The organism is Chryseobacterium defluvii (assembly GCF_014204415.1).
GTDB lineage: Bacteria > Bacteroidota > Bacteroidia > Flavobacteriales > Weeksellaceae > Chryseobacterium > Chryseobacterium defluvii_A.
On the sequence record NZ_JACHLE010000002.1, the window covers coordinates 141,838 to 159,666 of the forward strand.

At 37.6% G+C, this 17,829-nt stretch carries 14 protein-coding genes; 2 read left to right on the plus strand and 12 right to left on the minus strand.

Annotated features, from left to right (window positions below):
• Position 1: 1 nt before the first annotated feature.
• From HNP38_RS09095 to HNP38_RS09125, 7 genes are all read right to left on the minus strand, one after another.
• On the minus strand, positions 2–4,366 hold the full coding sequence (locus HNP38_RS09095; protein ID WP_184188101.1) for a CusA/CzcA family heavy metal efflux RND transporter: 4,365 nt from the start codon (positions 4,364–4,366) through the stop codon (positions 2–4).
• 210 nt (positions 4,367–4,576) lie between these two features.
• Complete coding sequence (locus HNP38_RS09100; RefSeq protein ID WP_184188104.1) at positions 4,577–4,900, minus strand: DUF6660 family protein; 324 nt, start codon at positions 4,898–4,900, stop codon at positions 4,577–4,579.
• A gap of 365 nt (positions 4,901–5,265) precedes the next feature.
• Complete coding sequence (locus HNP38_RS09105) at positions 5,266–5,586, minus strand: helix-turn-helix domain-containing protein (protein ID WP_184188107.1); 321 nt, start codon at positions 5,584–5,586, stop codon at positions 5,266–5,268.
• Between the two features lie 50 nt (positions 5,587–5,636).
• Positions 5,637–6,074, minus strand: a complete 438-nt coding sequence (locus HNP38_RS09110) for a transposase (RefSeq protein ID WP_184188110.1) — start codon at positions 6,072–6,074, stop codon at positions 5,637–5,639.
• Entirely contained in the window at positions 6,071–6,652 is a 582-nt protein-coding gene (locus HNP38_RS09115) for a sterol desaturase family protein (RefSeq protein ID WP_228461020.1), read from the minus strand. Before HNP38_RS09115 ends, HNP38_RS09110 begins: the two co-directional genes overlap by 4 nt.
• Positions 6,653–6,972: 320 nt before the next feature.
• Entirely contained in the window at positions 6,973–8,268 is a 1,296-nt protein-coding gene (locus HNP38_RS09120) for a hypothetical protein (protein ID WP_184188117.1), read from the minus strand.
• A gap of 115 nt (positions 8,269–8,383) precedes the next feature.
• Positions 8,384–8,911, minus strand: a complete 528-nt coding sequence (locus HNP38_RS09125) for a hypothetical protein (RefSeq protein WP_184188120.1) — start codon at positions 8,909–8,911, stop codon at positions 8,384–8,386.
• Positions 8,912–9,126: 215 nt separating this feature from the next.
• Between HNP38_RS09125 and HNP38_RS09130 the strand changes: the two genes are divergently transcribed.
• Complete coding sequence (locus HNP38_RS09130; RefSeq protein ID WP_184188123.1) at positions 9,127–10,116, plus strand: helix-turn-helix domain-containing protein; 990 nt, start codon at positions 9,127–9,129, stop codon at positions 10,114–10,116.
• 29 nt (positions 10,117–10,145) lie between these two features.
• On the plus strand, positions 10,146–10,556 hold the full coding sequence (locus HNP38_RS09135) for a type II 3-dehydroquinate dehydratase (protein WP_184188126.1): 411 nt from the start codon (positions 10,146–10,148) through the stop codon (positions 10,554–10,556).
• A gap of 110 nt (positions 10,557–10,666) precedes the next feature.
• Here the strand turns inward: HNP38_RS09135 and pckA are convergent, their stop codons facing one another.
• From pckA to bshC, 5 genes are all read right to left on the minus strand, one after another.
• Positions 10,667–12,289, minus strand: a complete 1,623-nt coding sequence (gene pckA, locus HNP38_RS09140; RefSeq protein WP_184188130.1) for a phosphoenolpyruvate carboxykinase (ATP) — start codon at positions 12,287–12,289, stop codon at positions 10,667–10,669.
• 127 nt (positions 12,290–12,416) lie between these two features.
• Positions 12,417–13,322: a GYDIA family GHMP kinase gene (locus tag HNP38_RS09145; RefSeq protein WP_184188135.1), complete on the minus strand. Its 906-nt coding sequence runs from the start codon at positions 13,320–13,322 to the stop codon at positions 12,417–12,419.
• A gap of 10 nt (positions 13,323–13,332) precedes the next feature.
• Positions 13,333–14,208 carry an ACP S-malonyltransferase gene (fabD, locus tag HNP38_RS09150; protein ID WP_184188139.1) on the minus strand — a complete coding sequence of 292 codons (876 nt, stop codon included), beginning with the start codon at positions 14,206–14,208 and terminating at the stop codon, positions 13,333–13,335.
• 63 nt (positions 14,209–14,271) lie between these two features.
• Positions 14,272–16,197 carry a LysM peptidoglycan-binding domain-containing protein gene (locus HNP38_RS09155; protein WP_184188142.1) on the minus strand — a complete coding sequence of 642 codons (1,926 nt, stop codon included), beginning with the start codon at positions 16,195–16,197 and terminating at the stop codon, positions 14,272–14,274.
• A gap of 38 nt (positions 16,198–16,235) precedes the next feature.
• Entirely contained in the window at positions 16,236–17,822 is a 1,587-nt protein-coding gene (gene bshC, locus HNP38_RS09160; protein WP_184188145.1) for a bacillithiol biosynthesis cysteine-adding enzyme BshC, read from the minus strand.
• Between the last annotated feature and the right edge of the window lie 7 nt (positions 17,823–17,829).

Below are 17,829 nucleotides of genomic sequence, written 5' to 3' on the forward strand. Positions count from 1 at the left end.
TTTACCTGTTAATTAAAGAGTTAATATTGATCACAGTCTGGTTAACCTGCTGAATGGATTGAAGATATTTCAATTCTATATCCGTAGCTGTCTGAAGAGCAAACAAATATTCCACATAGGAGATTTCTCCTGTTCTGTATCCCAACTGAGCTGCTTTCACAATACTTTTGGCATTGGGAACAGCCTGATTGAGATAATATTGGTACTGCTGAAAATCCTGCTGATACTGAATCAACGAATTCTTTAGTTGAACCTCCAGTTGCTGCTGTTGAAATCTTGCATTATTTTCTTCCACCTGCTTTTTATATTCCAAAGATTTTATCCTCGCTTTTGTAGCACCGAATGTCAGGGGAATGGCAACTCCCACATTGAAGGCATTGAACCTGTTTCCTGCTCCAAAGTATTTTTCCTGCCCGTTCAAAGTATGGAAGCCAATGAGTGACTGATTGGTGTATCCGATACTGAAATCCGGTAAACCTTGTGCTTTTTCAACATTTTTATTTTTTTCCAGCACTTCCATATTTTGTTTGAAGATCTGCACGGAGGGATGATTGGCTACTGTTTCGCTATCAAGCAGATTATCGGCTTTTAAAGGTTCATAATTTTGAGAATAAGGGATGGAAATTTCTTCATCCGTATTCAACAGAACTTTTAAATTTTTATAGGCATTATCCAAATAGATTTTATTCTGCTGAAACAGAAGATTGATCTCTCCTTTTTGGGTTTCGGCAGTATTGATCTCTATTTTTTTAATGTCCCCTGCTTTAAATCTCACGGTTGCAATTCTTATGAAATCCCCGTACAAACTGTCCAGATATTTAAGTTTGGCCTGATTATATTGCAAATATTCTATCTGGTAAAAGTAAGTCCTGATCTGTTTTACCAATTCATTTTCCGTTACCTGTTTTTCAATTTTTCTGATCTTGATCTCTTCCTGTATTAATTCTTTTCTGGCTTTGAATAATGTGGGAAACGGAATGCTTTGGGAGATTGAAAAAGACTGGTCAAATTTCGGGCTGTTATATTGTCCCAGCTGTGCATTGAAATCCAGTTTCGGGAGTTCTTTTGCTGTTGGCACTAATGCTTCTGATGACTGGATGTTCAGATCCTTCGCTTTTACGGAAGGATTGTTTTCCTGCATCATTTCTATAGCTTCCTGCAATGATACTGTTCTTGTATTTTGCGCTTTTACACCTTGTCCCAGAAATAAAAATCCAAATAAAGCCAATAGGGTTAAAGACTTTATGTTCAATTTATTTTTAAAATTAATTTTAGAATTAAAGATAATGTACAACATGGGCAGTACGAATAAAGTAAGGAATGTTGCGGAGATCAGCCCGCCTATTACTACGGTTGCCAAAGGTTTCTGAACTTCTGCACCTGCACTTGTACTGATCGCCATCGGTAAAAATCCGAGAGAGGCAACAGTAGCTGTCATTAAAACAGGACGTAATCTTGTTTTTGTTCCTTCAAGAACCCTTTTTATAACATCTGAAACGCCCTCTTTTTCCAATTGATTGAAGGTTCCTATCAAAACTATTCCATTCAATACCGCAACACCGAACAATGCAATAAATCCTACTCCTGCACTGATACTGAAAGGCATTCCCCGCAATAGAAGCGCAAGTACACCTCCGATAGCACTCATCGGGATGGCTGTAAATATTAATGCAGCCTGTTTAAAAGAATGAAATGTAAAGTATAATAACATGAAAATAAGAAGTAATGATATGGGAACTGCGATCATAAGGCGCTGGCTGGCTTCTTTCAAATTTTCAAACTGACCGCCATACGTAAAATAATACCCCGACGGAAGTTTTACTTCTTTTGCCAGTTTTTCCTGAATATCTTTTACTACACTTTCCACATCTCTGCCTTTTACATTAAAGCCTATAACTATTCTGCGCTTGCCTGCTTCACGGCTGATCTGAGCAGGACCAAGCTTGTATTCTATATTCGCGACCTGTGATAAAGGAACCTGTGTTCCGGTATTGGTAGGGATCATCAGATTGCTTACATCATTAATATTACTTCGGTAAATACTGTCTAATCTTACGACCAGATCAAAACGTCTTTCATTTTCAAAGATCTGACCGGCGGTTTTTCCGGCAAAAGCAGTGCTTAAAACGTTATTGACGTCTTCAACATTGAGTCCGTAATTCGCAATCCTCGTTCTGTCATAGGTCACATTGATCTGTGGAAGTCCACTTACTCTTTCTACCTGAGGAGAAGTAGCTCCATCGACACCTTGGATGACTTTGTTCACTTTATCTGCATAGATAGAAAGGGTGTCCATATTTTCCCCAAATATTTTTACGGCTACATCCTGTCTTATCCCGGTCATTAATTCATTAAAACGCATCTGGATCGGCTGATTTTTTTCAAAGAAAACTCCCGGAATAACTTCAAGCTTCTCTGTGATCTCCTCCGCAAGTTCTGCATAAGATTTTTTGGATTTCCATTCATCCTGAGGTTTCAGGACGATAATTAAATCGGTAGCTTCCGGCGGCATCGGGTCCGTAGGAACTTCGGCGGATCCTGTTTTACCAACTACCATTTTTACCTCATCAAATTGCCTGATAATTCTTGAAGCCTGCATAGAGGTTTCGATACTTTGGCTTAATGAGCTTCCCTGTGGCAAAATACAGTGGAATGCGAAATCTCCCTCCTGCAATTGCGGGATAAATTCCCCTCCCATCCTGCTAAAAATAAGGGCGGAAATACTGAATAAAACAATGGTAATTCCCACTACCGCGTATTTTACTTTGATGGCTTTTTGTAATAACGGCTGATATTTCTTCTGTAGCCAGTTCATCATCCTGTCTGAGAACGTTTCTTTGTGCGATGTTTTCTTCGAAAGGAATAACGCACACATCATAGGAATATAGGTCAGTGAAAGAATTAATGCTCCCAGAATTGCAAAACCTACTGTTTTAGCCATTGGTGAAAACATTTTACCTTCAACACCTGCTAAAGTAAGGATCGGAATGTATACGATAAGAATAATAATTTCTCCGAATGCCGCACTTCCCCTGATCTTTGAAGCTGATAAAAACACTTCTTCATCCATTTCCTGCTGAGTAAGCTTCTGCATAGATTTTCGTAATCCCAAATGATGTAAAGTAGCTTCAACAATGATCACCGCTCCGTCTACAATCAATCCGAAATCTATTGCGCCCAAACTCATCAAATTGGCACTTACCCCGAAAACATTCATCATTCCTAAAGCAAATAACAGTGATAAAGGAATAGCCGATGCAACGATCAATCCGGCTCTGAGATTTCCGAGAAATATAACCAGAACGAAAATAACGATGAGCGCACCTTCTACAAGGTTCTTTTCTACTGTACTTATAGCACGATCAACCAGGTCTGTTCTGTCCAAAAACGGCTCAATTATGATATCTTCCGGTAAAGATTTCTGAATAGTCGGGATCTTTTCTTTGATCCTGCTCACCACATCATTACTGTTGGCTCCTTTCAGCATCATGACGACTCCACCTACTGCATCGGTTGTTCCATTGTAAGTCATTGCTCCGTAGCGGATTGCATTTCCAAAACGGACATCGGCTACGTCTTTAATAAAAACAGGAACAGTTCCCGTATTTTTTACGGCAATATTTTTAACGTCTTCTAATGAGGTAGCCCAACCAATACCGCGAATAAAGTAGGCATTTGGTTTTTTATCTATATAGGCTCCACCGGTATTCTGATTGTTTTTTTCAAGGGCTGTAAAAATATCGGTAACACTTACTCCCATCGCTTTTAAACGATCAGGACTTACGGCAACCTCATATTGTTTTAATTCCCCCCCGAAACCGTTTACTTCTGCGACTCCTTCTGTTCCATAAAGCTGCCTGGCAACAATCCAGTCCTGCATAGTACGAAGGTCTTTCGCGTTGTATTTATTTTCACTTCCTTTTTTGGGATGCAAAATGTATTGGTAAACTTCACCAAGCCCCGTACTCACAGGAGCCAATTCAGGAGTTCCAATTCCTTTCGGGATATTTTCTTCTGCTTGTTTTAGTTTTTCGTTGATCAATTGCCGGGCGAAGTAAATGTCTACTTTGTCTTTAAAAACAACAGTAATTACTGATAATCCGAATCTTGAAATACTCCTTGTTTCTTCTATATCGGGAACATTGGCAATGCTTTGCTCGATGGGAAAGGTAACAAGCTGCTCCACTTCCTGTCCTGCTAATATGGGACACACCGTAATAATCTGTACCTGATTGTTGGTAATATCGGGTACGGCATCAATAGGCAGCCTGGTTGCACTCCAGGTTCCCCAAATGATGAGCAACAAGGTCATTATACCGATAACGATCTTGCTTTTGATACTGAATTTTATGATTTTATCTAACACAAATTGTGATTTAATTTGTGATTGCTTTTTGCCACCGCTCCTTGTTTTTAAGATTACAAAGGCTCCTGCTTGGCAAGGTTAAAAAAAGCAACCATTAAAATGTTATTGAAATATTACTTAACTCTCATTAAAAAATGACAGCTTGCAAAAATATCATGAAGAACCGTGCAACAGTATTGCAAAGTTTCAGATATAAAAAATCAATATCAATTAAATCTTAGGGGGTTGCCAGATATGATCGTAAACCTGATAGGCAAAGTTATTTTTCTGAAAAAGAATCTTCTTCGAAAAATAGGTTTGAATTTGTAAGGGAACTTTAATCAGAGGTTCCATTTTAAATGCTGTAACAGTCATCTGACAGCAATTACAGATGCATAATGGTGAACAGATATCTCCTTTGTCTTTGGAATGTGACTCGTCAATATGTATAGACAATTCTGTTTTACCTGAACCTGATTGTTGATGCACATCTGCACATGGTATTAAAGATAATACCATGAAATAGAATGCCAAAATCAATCTGAACATGTTCATATGGACAAAGGTAGAGTTTTTTTGTCAACGAAAGTCCGGTTTTGACCAATTTAAATTTAAACCTGTTTAAACTTATCAAAAAGAATTGACCACAAAAGGCATGAAAGTTTTTTAGACACTTAAGTTATATTATAAAAGGCCCAAAAAGTGTATTTAAATATGTATCAGTTTTTGAAAATCTTTGATTTTCTTCTTACATGAAGTTTTCTTTAAGCTCATTTAAAAACTTTTGTGACTTTTGTGGTTTTAAAATGAAAGCCACTGCATACTCATACAGTGGTTTTCCGGGATTAAAAAATCATATTTTAAGATGATTTTCTATTTATTTGCACGGAACGATGAACAACTATACCTTTGATCAGCATTTATACAGTATATAGTTTTTTCCATTTGGCAAGGGAATTTCTGCTTAGCTTAAACTGATTGGCAACCTGCATGTTACTTAATTCATTTTTCTTCTGATATTTTAAAATTTCCAAAATGGCAGACTGATCATAAGAACGGTGCTTCTGATTAGACCGCAATTGATCTTTATATCCGAAAATGAGGTGATTCAATTTAATGATATCTAAACTGGACAGATCATGCTTTTGCAATATCATATTGCAGTTATCCAACTTTTCAGGATATTTTTTCAGGATCATATCTGTATAGATTCTTCTATAATCCGGGATTAATTTTTCCATAAGACTATTCTATTATTTGTTATTTTAATATTAAGAGTCGAATACCGTTATTATTCATTCCTATTTTTTTGATCGTATTTGCTTATCCATTTATACAAGGTGGTTTTGGGGATCTTATATTCACTGATGACCTGCTGTTTTGTTTTTTCGCCGGTGTTCAGCATTTCCAAAACAAAATCAATGATCTCCATGGTATATACATTTTTGCGGAATTGCAGCGGAGCTATTTTCCTGGGCTTGGAAATATGATTGCCCGGCGGCGAAAAAAGGATGAGATGCTGAGAGTATATCCTGAAAAAATCATATTTCAACAGCTTGCTCCATTTGAGAACAATTTCAGTATTCAGGCTTTTCTGATCATACATTAACTCGATCTCATTTTCTGAATCCTCAAAATAGTTACATATCCGGTCTGTGGAAATCCCCCGTTCTTCCACCATCTTTTTTATACATTTTCCAATGTGAATATCTTTAAAATCAGATTTCATTGTGTTTTTTGATTATCAAACCTTTTACTTTGAATTTTATCATACTCTTCCTCATAGGAAGGATTCTCAGTCTTCATGATCTTGTCCCAGAATCTGAAATACAATCCGTAATTTCCACGGAATTTACTGTGATGCAGGTTATGGTACACTGAAGAATTAAGTACCTGGAAAAGAAATGAGTTTCTAAACCATTTCGGGGCAATCTCATACCCTAAATGCCCGTAAGCATTAATTAAAAACCCTGCCACTATAAAGCAATAAAGGCTTATAGGATGAAAGGGAATGATAAATAATAATACGGGAACAATCAGCCCTTCTCCTATCGCTTCCAGAAAATGAAAGGAATACGATGCAAACGGGCTGGGATTATGGGACTGATGATGTACAAGATGTGCATACCTGAATATTCTTCTGTGGTGCAACAACCTGTGAAGCCAGTAAAAATAGGTATCATGAATAAATATTCCCGATAATATGCTCAAGGGAAGCCACCAGACCGGATAGTCCTGAATGTTTTGATACCATTGAGTATACTTCACCCAATCCGACTCCAGTATAATAAAAATTATAACTGACATTATAACCGAGGCCAAAACCGAATGCCTTATTTCCCTCTTAATATCTTTTCCTACAATTTCCTTATTCTGTATCCTAGCATTTTTTAAAGTTTTCTTGTATAAAATATAGCAGACAACGTAATAACTCCCCGCAACAATAAAGTACTTTGAAATACCAAAAATGCTAATACTAAAAAATTCTTTTATTGAGTCCATTTTGTGATAATTAGTTTGTTTTTATCTTATTTCATGGTAATCAGACTTTAATTAAAACTGGAAAGAGCGGTTTATATAAACTACCCTTTTCCAGAAAATCAGTTATAATATGAATGTTTAAACGGCTAATACAGTCTTTGGATGGATAAATATATATCCCTTGTATCATCCGCTGTTGCCGCAGTATTTTTATTATCTACAATCGGGAAATAATATATCCTGTACCATCTGCCATCTAATGAAAGGTCCATAGTAAGTACCTCCTGGTTTGCACCCGCCCCGCTGCCTGTAACCCTAGGTGTGGATACTCCTACTATATCATTAAATCCTAAATTATAATAAATACCGTTATCCAGTTCTAAATAAGCAGAAGGAGCAAGAGAGGTCCCGGAGCCGGTAGGCGTACTGGGTGCCAGCAAATAATTACCGGCATTGAACCTGTCGACTGTGGTTAAGGCACTAAACCATAATTTCACAGGTGATGATGAAGTATTTACCAATCTCGGATACATGGTAACACTACCATCACCCTGACTGGAATTGACATTAAAATAAGCATCCAGCCTCAACTTGCCCCTTAAAACAGGCAAATCCAATGCATAAGCACTTAACCATACCCCCGAAGGGTTTGAAGGAATGCTTGCCCTATAGTATATTAATTCCCCCAGCTTAATATCATCTCCAGCCCCTACTGTAGCATTACAGGTTTGCCCTCCGATATTCAATGGGAATGTTGTAGTCGTCGGACTGCTCACTGTGGGTGTTCCTGATATGGTGTAAGTAAGAGTACCTGCCCCTGAATTAAAATTTCCCGCGGACAATGTCGCTGTAAGTCCATTTACAGGCCCTACAGTTTGTGAAGCATATACTCCGCCATTTCCTCCTGTGTATGGAACGTTCATTGTTCCTACATAAGGCACGCCGGCGGTATAAGTTCCTGCAGAAAGGGTAACACCATTACAGGTAATTCCGCTTACAGTGCCGGGAGCAAGAGAATTATTGTTAAGGGCTCTCCATTCAGTTCCGTTCCAGAATACATACCCATTATAGGCAAGCCCTCCGGTACCTAAATTATACACCAGCAATCCTGTGGCCGGTGAAGGTATGGTCACCTGGTCTGTTTGGGAACTCAGTGCGGCTTTAGGACCCAGAAACCCTTTCTTATTGCCTGAGGCAAGCCCGTCTACATTCACATCCAGAATGGCTGAGGTATTGGGGAGATTAGTCCCTATGCCTACACTTCCATTTGAGGTCACAGTAAAATCATTGGCTTGTTGTGCAGTAGTAGGAATTCCTGTTACGGCATTATCTTTAGATCCGTCTACATTAAAAATCCCCTGTGGATTTGCAGTATTGATTCCAACCTGAGAGTAAGCCGAAGTAAAGGCTATACACGTAATTAATAATATTATTTTCTTCATTTGTAACAGTTTTAAAAGTTTTATAAATTGGAAAGAGGTTTTATAAGGATCTCTTTCAAAAAGTATTTCATTTGTGAGTTTATTAAGAGATTTGTGTTTTATTTTGAATATATATTTAAATCCGTGGCGGAGGCCTGATAAAGGAGGTTTCATCAATAAAAAAAACACATCTGCTCTTTTCGAATGTCTTAATGATTTTCTTCTTTTCTAAGAATAGCCGGATTGGCAGGTGGTAGTCAACAATATCTGAATAATTTGATTTATGCTCGTTTTCAGCTATTGCCTTCAGCTCTTTGGAAAAGCCGAATGAATATTTTTCTTTCGTGCCCTTATCTGATAGCTCAGTTTTCTCCCCCGCAGGCTGTCGGGAATTTTTTAGTTGATCCCGAATCTTAGCGGCTCGTTTTTCGTATTTCTTTAAAAACTTTTTTTTCTGAGCTCTGTAAGTATTCCTGATATTTTTTTCTTCTATGATATCCAATCTTACATCTGGTATTTTTTCAATCCCTGAAATAACAGTTCCTTCTGCAATAAAAATCGTAGATACTTTTACATTTTTTTCAATACTTTTGTTATCTGATGAATCGTTCCTCTTCACGGCCTGCATAAAAAAGAATGCTGCCACCAATAAAGTGCAGGACATTTTTTTTATTATAAGAGGACAATTCATTAATTCCATTTTTTGATAACTTCTTACATGCAAAATTATTTGTACTGATAAATCAAAAAAGAACCGGATAAATGAGAATCCTGAAAATGATTTAAATCTTATTATAAAACTGAAAATGAATTAATTACAAAAGTCATTTACAAAAATTCACTGATATTTCCCTAACATAAATGATTTAAACGCCTGAATTGAACACAAAAGAAATACAGATAGAAAACCTAAAGCAGGAATTGATGGACAGATATACAATTCTGATGATCCTTATTTTAGGAATTTATACCATCATTTTTACTTTCTTTATTGATGATAAGATAATGCTCTGGTATCTGATTGGGGGGATTGTTTTTATCGGCTACAGCTATACACTTATGCGGAGAAGATATTCTAAAAACCTGATCGTTCATTCTTATTTAATTATTGCTCCTTTATATAACTTTTATGTGATGCTTGCTTTTTGGGACAACTCTGTGGCAAGTTTCTGCTGGCTGTTGCCTATTCCATTAGGAGCTTATATCTTTTTTTCTAATAAAACCGTATTATGGTATATTACCTATACGTTTTTACTTATTGTTATCGGTTATATTATAGCCAATACCTTTTCATTTGACTTCCCGAAACATTCTCAGAAAGAAGTAATATTTACGGATACTATTCTGATCATTTCCAACATCCTGGTCGTTTCCCTGCTGATTTTTTACAAAGACAAAATCAGAAAGCTGGAAATATTATCACAGTTCGAGCAAAAGGAATTGAAAAAGATCCAGAAGAATAAAGGCGATGAAGCAGAAGTTTCTTCGGACAATAGCGAGCAGGATTCTGAAAATATGGAAAAACTATTTACCAAGATAGAAACGGCCATGACAGAAAGAACACTCTTTAAAGACGAGAACTTTAATCTGGCAAAGCTAAGTGTAGCCCTGAACATTAACAGCACGTACATTTCCAAAGCTATCCGCTTTAAGGGATATCCTAATTTCAACAGCTATCTTAATACCTACAGGATCAGCCATGTAAAAAAGCTGTTCATGGAAACAGATTTCGAAAAAGCAACCTTAATGTATGTTTATACGGAAGCGGGGTTTTCTAATCAGTCTACGTTCAACAGGGTATTCAAACAGATTGAAGGCATTACTCCTTCAGAATATATTCAGAATCTGCATAAGAATACAGACCAATAAAATTATTAAATTTGAATAAAATCTCTTTCATGGAAATACTGATCATCAACGGACCAAACCTCAATTTATTAGGAACCAGAGAACCTGAAATCTATGGTACTATTTCCATGGAAAACTATTTAGATGCACTGAAAGCCGAATTCCCTGCTCACCAGCTCCGGTATTACCAGTCTAATGTGGAAGGAGAGCTGATTAACCGGCTTCAAAAAGACAATTTTGATGCTGTCATTATTAATCCAGGCGCGTTTACTCATTATTCTTACGCTATTGCCGACTGCCTGAAAAATATTCAAAAGCCTAAAATTGAAGTTCATATCAGCAATATTTATAAAAGAGAGGAATTCAGGCAAAAATCAGTGACAGCAGCATGTACAGATGCTGTATTATCCGGGTTTGGTATGGAAGGATATAGATTAGCTATTTTAAGTTTAAGATTTTAACCACAGATCACACAGATGTTTGGGTTTTATTTCTGATGTGTGAAAATCTGTGTAGCCTGTGAGAAAAATGAATAATATAAAAAAGCCTCATCGCTGATGAGGCTTTTGCTTTATTTAATAATTGTTTGTTCTTGTAACTGAGGTCCTGAAGTAACCAGTTTTTTACCTTCTTCAGTATCACAATACTGTTCAAAGTTCTTGATATATCTTGAAGCAAGATCTTTTGCTTTTTCTTCCCATTCATTAGCATCACCATATGTTTCTCTAGGGTCTAAAATTCCTTCGGAAACATTTGGTAAAGAGGTAGGGATCTCAAGATTCATGATCGGGATTCTTGTTTTCGGAGCGTTTTCTATGGAACCATCAATGATAGCATCTATAATCGCTCTCGTGTCTTTTAAAGAAATTCTCTTTCCGGTTCCGTTCCATCCCGTATTTACAAGATATGCTTTGGCACCGTGCTCTTTCATTTTTCCGATCAATGTTTTAGAGTACATTGTAGGATGTAATGTAAGGAATGCCTCACCGAATGCAGGTGAAAAAGATGGTTCCGGTTCTGTAATTCCTCTTTCCGTACCTGCTAATTTGGAAGTATATCCACATAAGAAATGGTACTGTGCCTGGTTTTCATCCAAAATAGAAACCGGAGGCAATACTCCAAAGGCATCGGCAGAAAGATAAACGATTTTCTTAGCATGCCCGGCCTTGGATGGCAGAACAATTTTATTAATATGATAGATCGGGTAAGAAACTCTCGTATTTTCAGTGATAGATCCATCCTTATAATCGGAAACCCCATTGTTCACCACCACATTCTCTAAAAGCGCATCTCTTTTGATTGCTCCGAAAATATCCGGCTCTTTTTCAGCAGACAGATCAATTACTTTGGCATAGCATCCTCCTTCATAGTTGAATACCCCGTTGTTATCCCAACCGTGCTCGTCATCCCCGATCAGATATCTTTTTGGATCAGCTGACAAGGTTGTTTTTCCTGTTCCGGAAAGACCGAAGAATAATGCTACATCGCCTTCTTCTCCTACGTTGGCAGAACAGTGCATAGAAGCCATTCCTTTTAACGGAAGATAATAGTTCATCATCGCGAACATTCCTTTCTTCATTTCTCCTCCATACCAGGTACCCCCAATGATCTGTAGCTTTTCAGTAAGATCGAACATGATGAAATTTTCAGAGTTGAGTCCCTGGGCTTCCCAATCAGGATTGGTTGTTTTGGAACCGTTAATTACCGTAAAATCAGGTTCACCAAAGTTCTCCAACTCATAATGAGAAGGGCGGATGAACATATTGGTAACGAAGTGAGCCTGCCATGCAACTTCTACGATGAATCTTACTTTAAGCCTCGTATCTGCATTTGTTCCGCAGAAAGCGTCCACTACATAAATCTTCTTTGCTTCAGAAAGCTGATTCAACACTAATCCTTTACAAGACTGGAAAATTTCCGGGGTTGTAGGCAGATTTACTTTCCCGTCCCAGAAAATTGTATCTCTTGTAACATCATCCTGAACAATATATCTGTCTTTAGGAGAACGACCTGTGAAAATTCCTGTTTTTACTGATACTGCACCAGATTCTGTAAGCTCAGCGCTCTCAAAGCCTTGATTTTCAGAAGATACTTCAGCCTGATATAATTCTTCGTATGAAGGATTATAAATGACCTGGTAATCTCCTTTAATCCCTAATTTTTGTAAATCCTGGACGATTTTAGCGTTTTTCATTTTACTTATATTTTCTATTTCTTTTTTGGGTTCAACAAAATTAAATATTAATTAATTGTTAAAGGTGGTTAAATATAATGATATAAGTCAGAATCACAAAGAAAAAAACAGGGATATAAACAACTGACTACAAGCTAATTATATCATCCCATTCAAAAACAGTGGTAAAACCTTTTCCCCAAAAATAGTCTCTAAAGCCTTCAAATTTGGCACTCATTACAAAATCTCCGCCCCATGCTCCCAGACTTTTGACAAAAGAGGGGCAATCTTCAAAAAACCGACTCTTAACTGTCGGAATTTCAAGAAAATCAGATATTTTTTGCTCATGAATCATCATTAGCTCCGAAAATTTTTCTAATTCATTACAAAATAAAATTTTCATTGTAAGATTTGAAAACTCGGAAACCAGCTCCCGGGACTTTTCTTTGGATCTGTAAAAACCAATTCCTTCGCGGCTGTCCTGTTTCTGATTTAAATGGATAAAGATCAGCTCATTTTTGAAAGCAGGGCTAAAATCTGCTTTCTGGTATCTGATCTCAGGTTTGTTTTGATAAAGAACGGCCGTCTTTTCTTTTGCGACTGCAATATCATAACCACTCCCGCCTAAACTGGCTTCATTGAGATGAAAGGGATCTATCTCTGCCCACTCGGCAAGATTATTCATCAGTGTAGAACTGCTGCCTAAACCATAATCGGCGGGAAACTGAAGATTGGTTTTTAAATGATAGGTAAAAGTATTTTTGAATTTAGTGTCTGAAAGCTGCTGAACATTTTTTAAAGTTTTTACAATAAATTCAGCATTTGCGGGAAGATTGGCCTCTATAATCTGCCAGGTTTTATAATCAATGACGGCTTCCAGCCAGAATTTGTTTTGATGATAGGCCTTCCAGAAAATTAAAGATCTACCATCATCCGTTTCTTCATAGAAAAACTCTTGTCCCAGCCTGGTAGGTACCGCTAAGACAAGAGCTCCGTCTATTGCGAAATATTCGGAAGTAAGCATCAGCTTTCCTGGTGAAAATATTTCGCCCATATTGTTTTATTTAGATAGCGGAAGCAACTTCTGCAACACTGTCAATTTTTTTGATCAGCCCCTGAAGTGTTTTTCCCGGCCCTACTTCCACAAAGTTGGAAGCCCCGTCTTTGATCATATTCTGCACAGATTGTGTCCATTTTACAGGACCTGTAAGCTGCGCAATAAGATTCTGTTTGATCTCATCAGGGTTTGTAACTGCTGTAGTTGTAATATTCTGGTATACGGGAATCGTTGCTTTTCTGAATTTAGTCTTCTCAATAGCCGCCGCCAGTTTTTCTTGTGCCGGCTGCATTAATGGAGAATGAAATGCTCCGTTCACAGGCAGCAATAAAGCTCTTTTTGCCCCGGCTTCTTTTAAGAGCGCACAGGCTTCTTCCACTGCTACAGTTTCTCCGGAAATAACCAATTGACCCGGGCAGTTATAATTGGCAGGAACCACAATTCCGCTGATCTGCGCACAGATCTCTTCAACTCTGGCATCCTCCAATCCTAAAATGGCAGCCATAGAACTTGGGTTGGCATCACAGGCTTCCTGCATTGCTTTTGCTCTTTCGGCAACCAGTTTCAATCCGTCATCAAAGGATAAAACACCGTTGGCAACTAATGCTGAGAACTCTCCTAAAGAGTGTCCTGCAACCATTTCTGCTCCAAGACCGTTTATTGCCTTAAGAGCTGCTACTGAATGTATAAATATTGAAGGCTGTGTAACCTCAGTTTTCTTAAGATCCTCATCTGTTCCGTTAAACATGATGGAAAGTATATCGAAACCTAAAATTTCATTGGCAGATTCCATCATGTCCTTTACATCCTTTCGGGAATCATATAATTCTTTTCCCATTCCAACGAACTGAGAGCCTTGGCCAGGAAATACTAGTGCTTTCATGTATTAATTTAAAATATTATGCAAATATAAATATAATGTTGAAATATATTAAGCAATTTATCACTACGGGACTAATCTGATGACACGGAATCCGGTATTTACATAGGCTCCGTTAGCTTTAGATTTTACAAACTCAAATTTGGTAGCCAACTGAGTCTGAACTTTATTTATCTGCTTAAAGATTTCTCCTTTTTTGTTTTCTCTGGTTAACATATCATTGACCACATCAAAACCTATAATGGCATATTTAGGAGGTGTTTTGCAGTATTTGTTTTTGTAGGCGGCAAGAATTTCTTTTTCAAAGCTTCCGTCCGTATTAATTTTTCTGTCCATCAGGTACACCAGGTTAGCCTGGCTGAGGTCATCTACTTTTTTCTCAAAGCTCGGAACATAATACATGCTGAATGCTTTTACACCCTGCACTTCTTTGGACAAGGCAATGATCTTATTAGAAAATGCTTCGCCGGCTGTATCATTATCGCTTGCCAGGATAGCAATTACCGGAGCAGACTGCCCGGTCATCATATTCTGATCCAGCTGAATATCTGCCGGAGAATTTACAATCATCACATTCGGATTCTTAACTGCTTTTTCAAGGCCTGCCTTTATGTAATTGGCATTTTCTTTTCTGTTGTCTGCAACGATATAGATCTTCTGATCGGAATATACTGTTCTGACCTCATCGACAATCTTATCTGCATAGGTCTGATCATTGGTTTCGATAATTATAAGATTGCTGTAGTTATACAATTCCGGGGAATTGGCAAACGGGGCAACAACGGGAATTTTCTGATTTTTGGTAAAATCCAGTACATCTACGACATTGGACTTGAAGAAAGGCCCTATAATAAGGTCGGTATTATTAGGATTTATCTGGGTTAATGAGTTTTTAAATGTCGCCTCATTCCCGGAATCTACAATCTTTATATCCAGTTTTTGTCCGTTTCTGGCATTCCTTTCAATGGCTAATTTAGCGCCGGTTAAGAAATCTGTTGCCATACTTCTGTATTGTGTTTCATTGGTACTATACCCGAAAGGAAGCATTAATACAACACTTAAAGCGTCTCCGCTTTTCTTTACATAGGCAGGATCAAGCTTTTTAATTTTTAAAACCATGCCAGCCTTAAGACCGTTTGATAATTCCGGATTAAGGGCAATAAGTTCATCGATGGTTATCCCGAACTTATTGACAATGGAGAACACTGTATCTCCTTGCTGAACGGTATAGTTTACATATTCATCAGCAGAAATATTCCCCGATGAAGCTGTTGAATGAGTTTTTTCCGTTTCAGGATCTATTTTCGCTTTCGTACCAGTTTCTTCAGTAACTGTTTTCCCTGGGTATTTTTTAATTTTAATGGTTTCTCCCGGCTTCAATCCTCTTTCTTCCAATCCCGGATTAAGAGCAAATAGTTCCTGCTGGCTGATCCCAAACTGCTTTGAAATTCTGTAATAATTATCCTTGGACTGAATGATATAGGTTTCTCCGTCCGAAGAAGGAGTTGTGGTTTCTATAGAAGTTACGGCCGGCTTTGCATCCGTTGTGGCTAATTGCTGAGCACCTCCATATTTCCTGATATTCTCAAGAGGCAAAGTAATTTCATCCCCTATTTTCATGTGGGAATCCAGTTCCGGATTAAGTTTTCTAAGATCGGTTTCAGAAATATGGTATTGTTTGGTGATCCCATAAACAGTCTGTTTAGGCTGTAAAATAATTTTTCCCACCTGAGAACCCATAGGTTTAGTTTCAGATACTGTAGGCTTAATCCCTGATACAGCTTTTTTATCAGATTTAATTGTAAGAACGTCCCCGATTGCCAGCTTCCCGTCTTTAAACTTTGGATTCATTTTCAGCAATTCATCCACGGTCATCCCATATTTTTTGGCAATATTGTAAGGATTATCTCCTTTCACAACGGTGTGAGATTTTTGGGCATACACTCCCAAAACCATACATAAACCGGATAAAATAAAAAACCTTTTTATCATTTTCGATAATTATAATGTACAAAAATACTCCTTTAAAATTAAATGGCAACAATTATTAATCTGGATTCCTGAGCCACCATCTCCTCTAAACAAGTTTCAAGCCATGAATACCCTTCATCGGCAAAAAATACACTAAAATTATAAATTCTTTCCTGCCACGTTCTGGAAGGATGCATATCTAAAAAAAGATTTTCGAGTCTTTGAAGCAACTCGTTTTGTTTTATCTTTTCCGCATGCAGAAGACGCTTTTTCATTCTCCCGAAAGATTTAAGCTGACGTACTTCTTCTGCTTTCACCATATTCCCAAAGGATTTTTCAGTAGTTTCCGCAACTGATCTTAGTTCAGAAAAATTATGAACAAGCTGATTTTCCTTTTCTTCCAACAGTTTCAGAACTGCACTGTCATTAAGGATCTTATTATTGATAATGGTTGTAAAGTTCCCGAAGAAGTCTTCTATTTTCAGATCCAGCTTCTCCATTTTCTTCAATGTTTTTTCCTTTACAAAAAGCATTGAGTTTCTTGGGATAAGAATGGGAAACGGAATATTAACGGCCGAAAAGTAGTCTTTCAGCTCCAGCCAGTACATAATTTCTGCATTTCCCCCGATGTATGCCATATTGGGTAGTATTTTTTCCTGATAGACCGGGCGCATCAGGGCATTAGGGCTGAATTTCTCCGGATAGTTTTCCAACTCATATAAGATCTCATCCCGGGTGAACTGAATGTCTTTATCTACCACAATGTATCTTTGCCCGTCAAAATCGATCCTGTCTCTTGTTTCTGAAAGATAAAACAGGTTTATTTCTCTTGGATTCACCTGAACCTTGCCATACTGCCGGGCCAGAAGTTCTACTTTTTCTTTTGAATTTTTGTATAACCCGGAATGAAGGAGCTCTTCTTTGAAAATATCCCGGATCCCGGATTTCAATTCTTTAGAATCACCATCGAGGATCAGCAGGCCAAGATTTGAAAAAAGCCTGTTCACAAGGGTTTTTATAGCTTCCGAGAGGGTATATCCTGCTTTATAGGCTTCCTTGAGCATTAAAATAAGCTCTGTTCCGAAAACAGAATCTTTAAATTCTTTTTCGAATTCTGAAATAAAAAAGGTATCTGTAATCTTTATCCTGCCAACAGGCCCGCCGGATCTTTCATTAAACTCGTAATATCCGTTTTCCGTTTTAAAATGATTGATCTCTGCAAAATCATGGTCTTCCGAAGCCATCCAATATACCGGAACAAAATTAAAATCCGGAAAATTTTCTTTCAGATAGGTACAGGTTTTTATGGTCTGCAGGATCTTGTACACAAAGAAAACCGGCCCTGAAAATAAATTGAGCTGGTGCCCGGTGGTAATGGTAAATGTATTGTGCTGTTTTATATTTTCCAAATGTTCTTTCTGCCTGGCAGAGAGGGGAAGAGATGAAAGCTGTTTTTCAAAAGCGTTATGTAAGGTCTCTCTTTGTTCTAATGCAAAAGCTTCCTGTTTGAGATAAATCTGCTTTCTAAAGTTTTCTAAGGAAAACGTGTGCTCTTCGAAACCCTCAATGTTATGATCCAGAAAATCTTTGATCAATTGAGGTATGCTTTCTATATCATTAAATGATATTTTATTAATTGTTTTCAACCCTGAT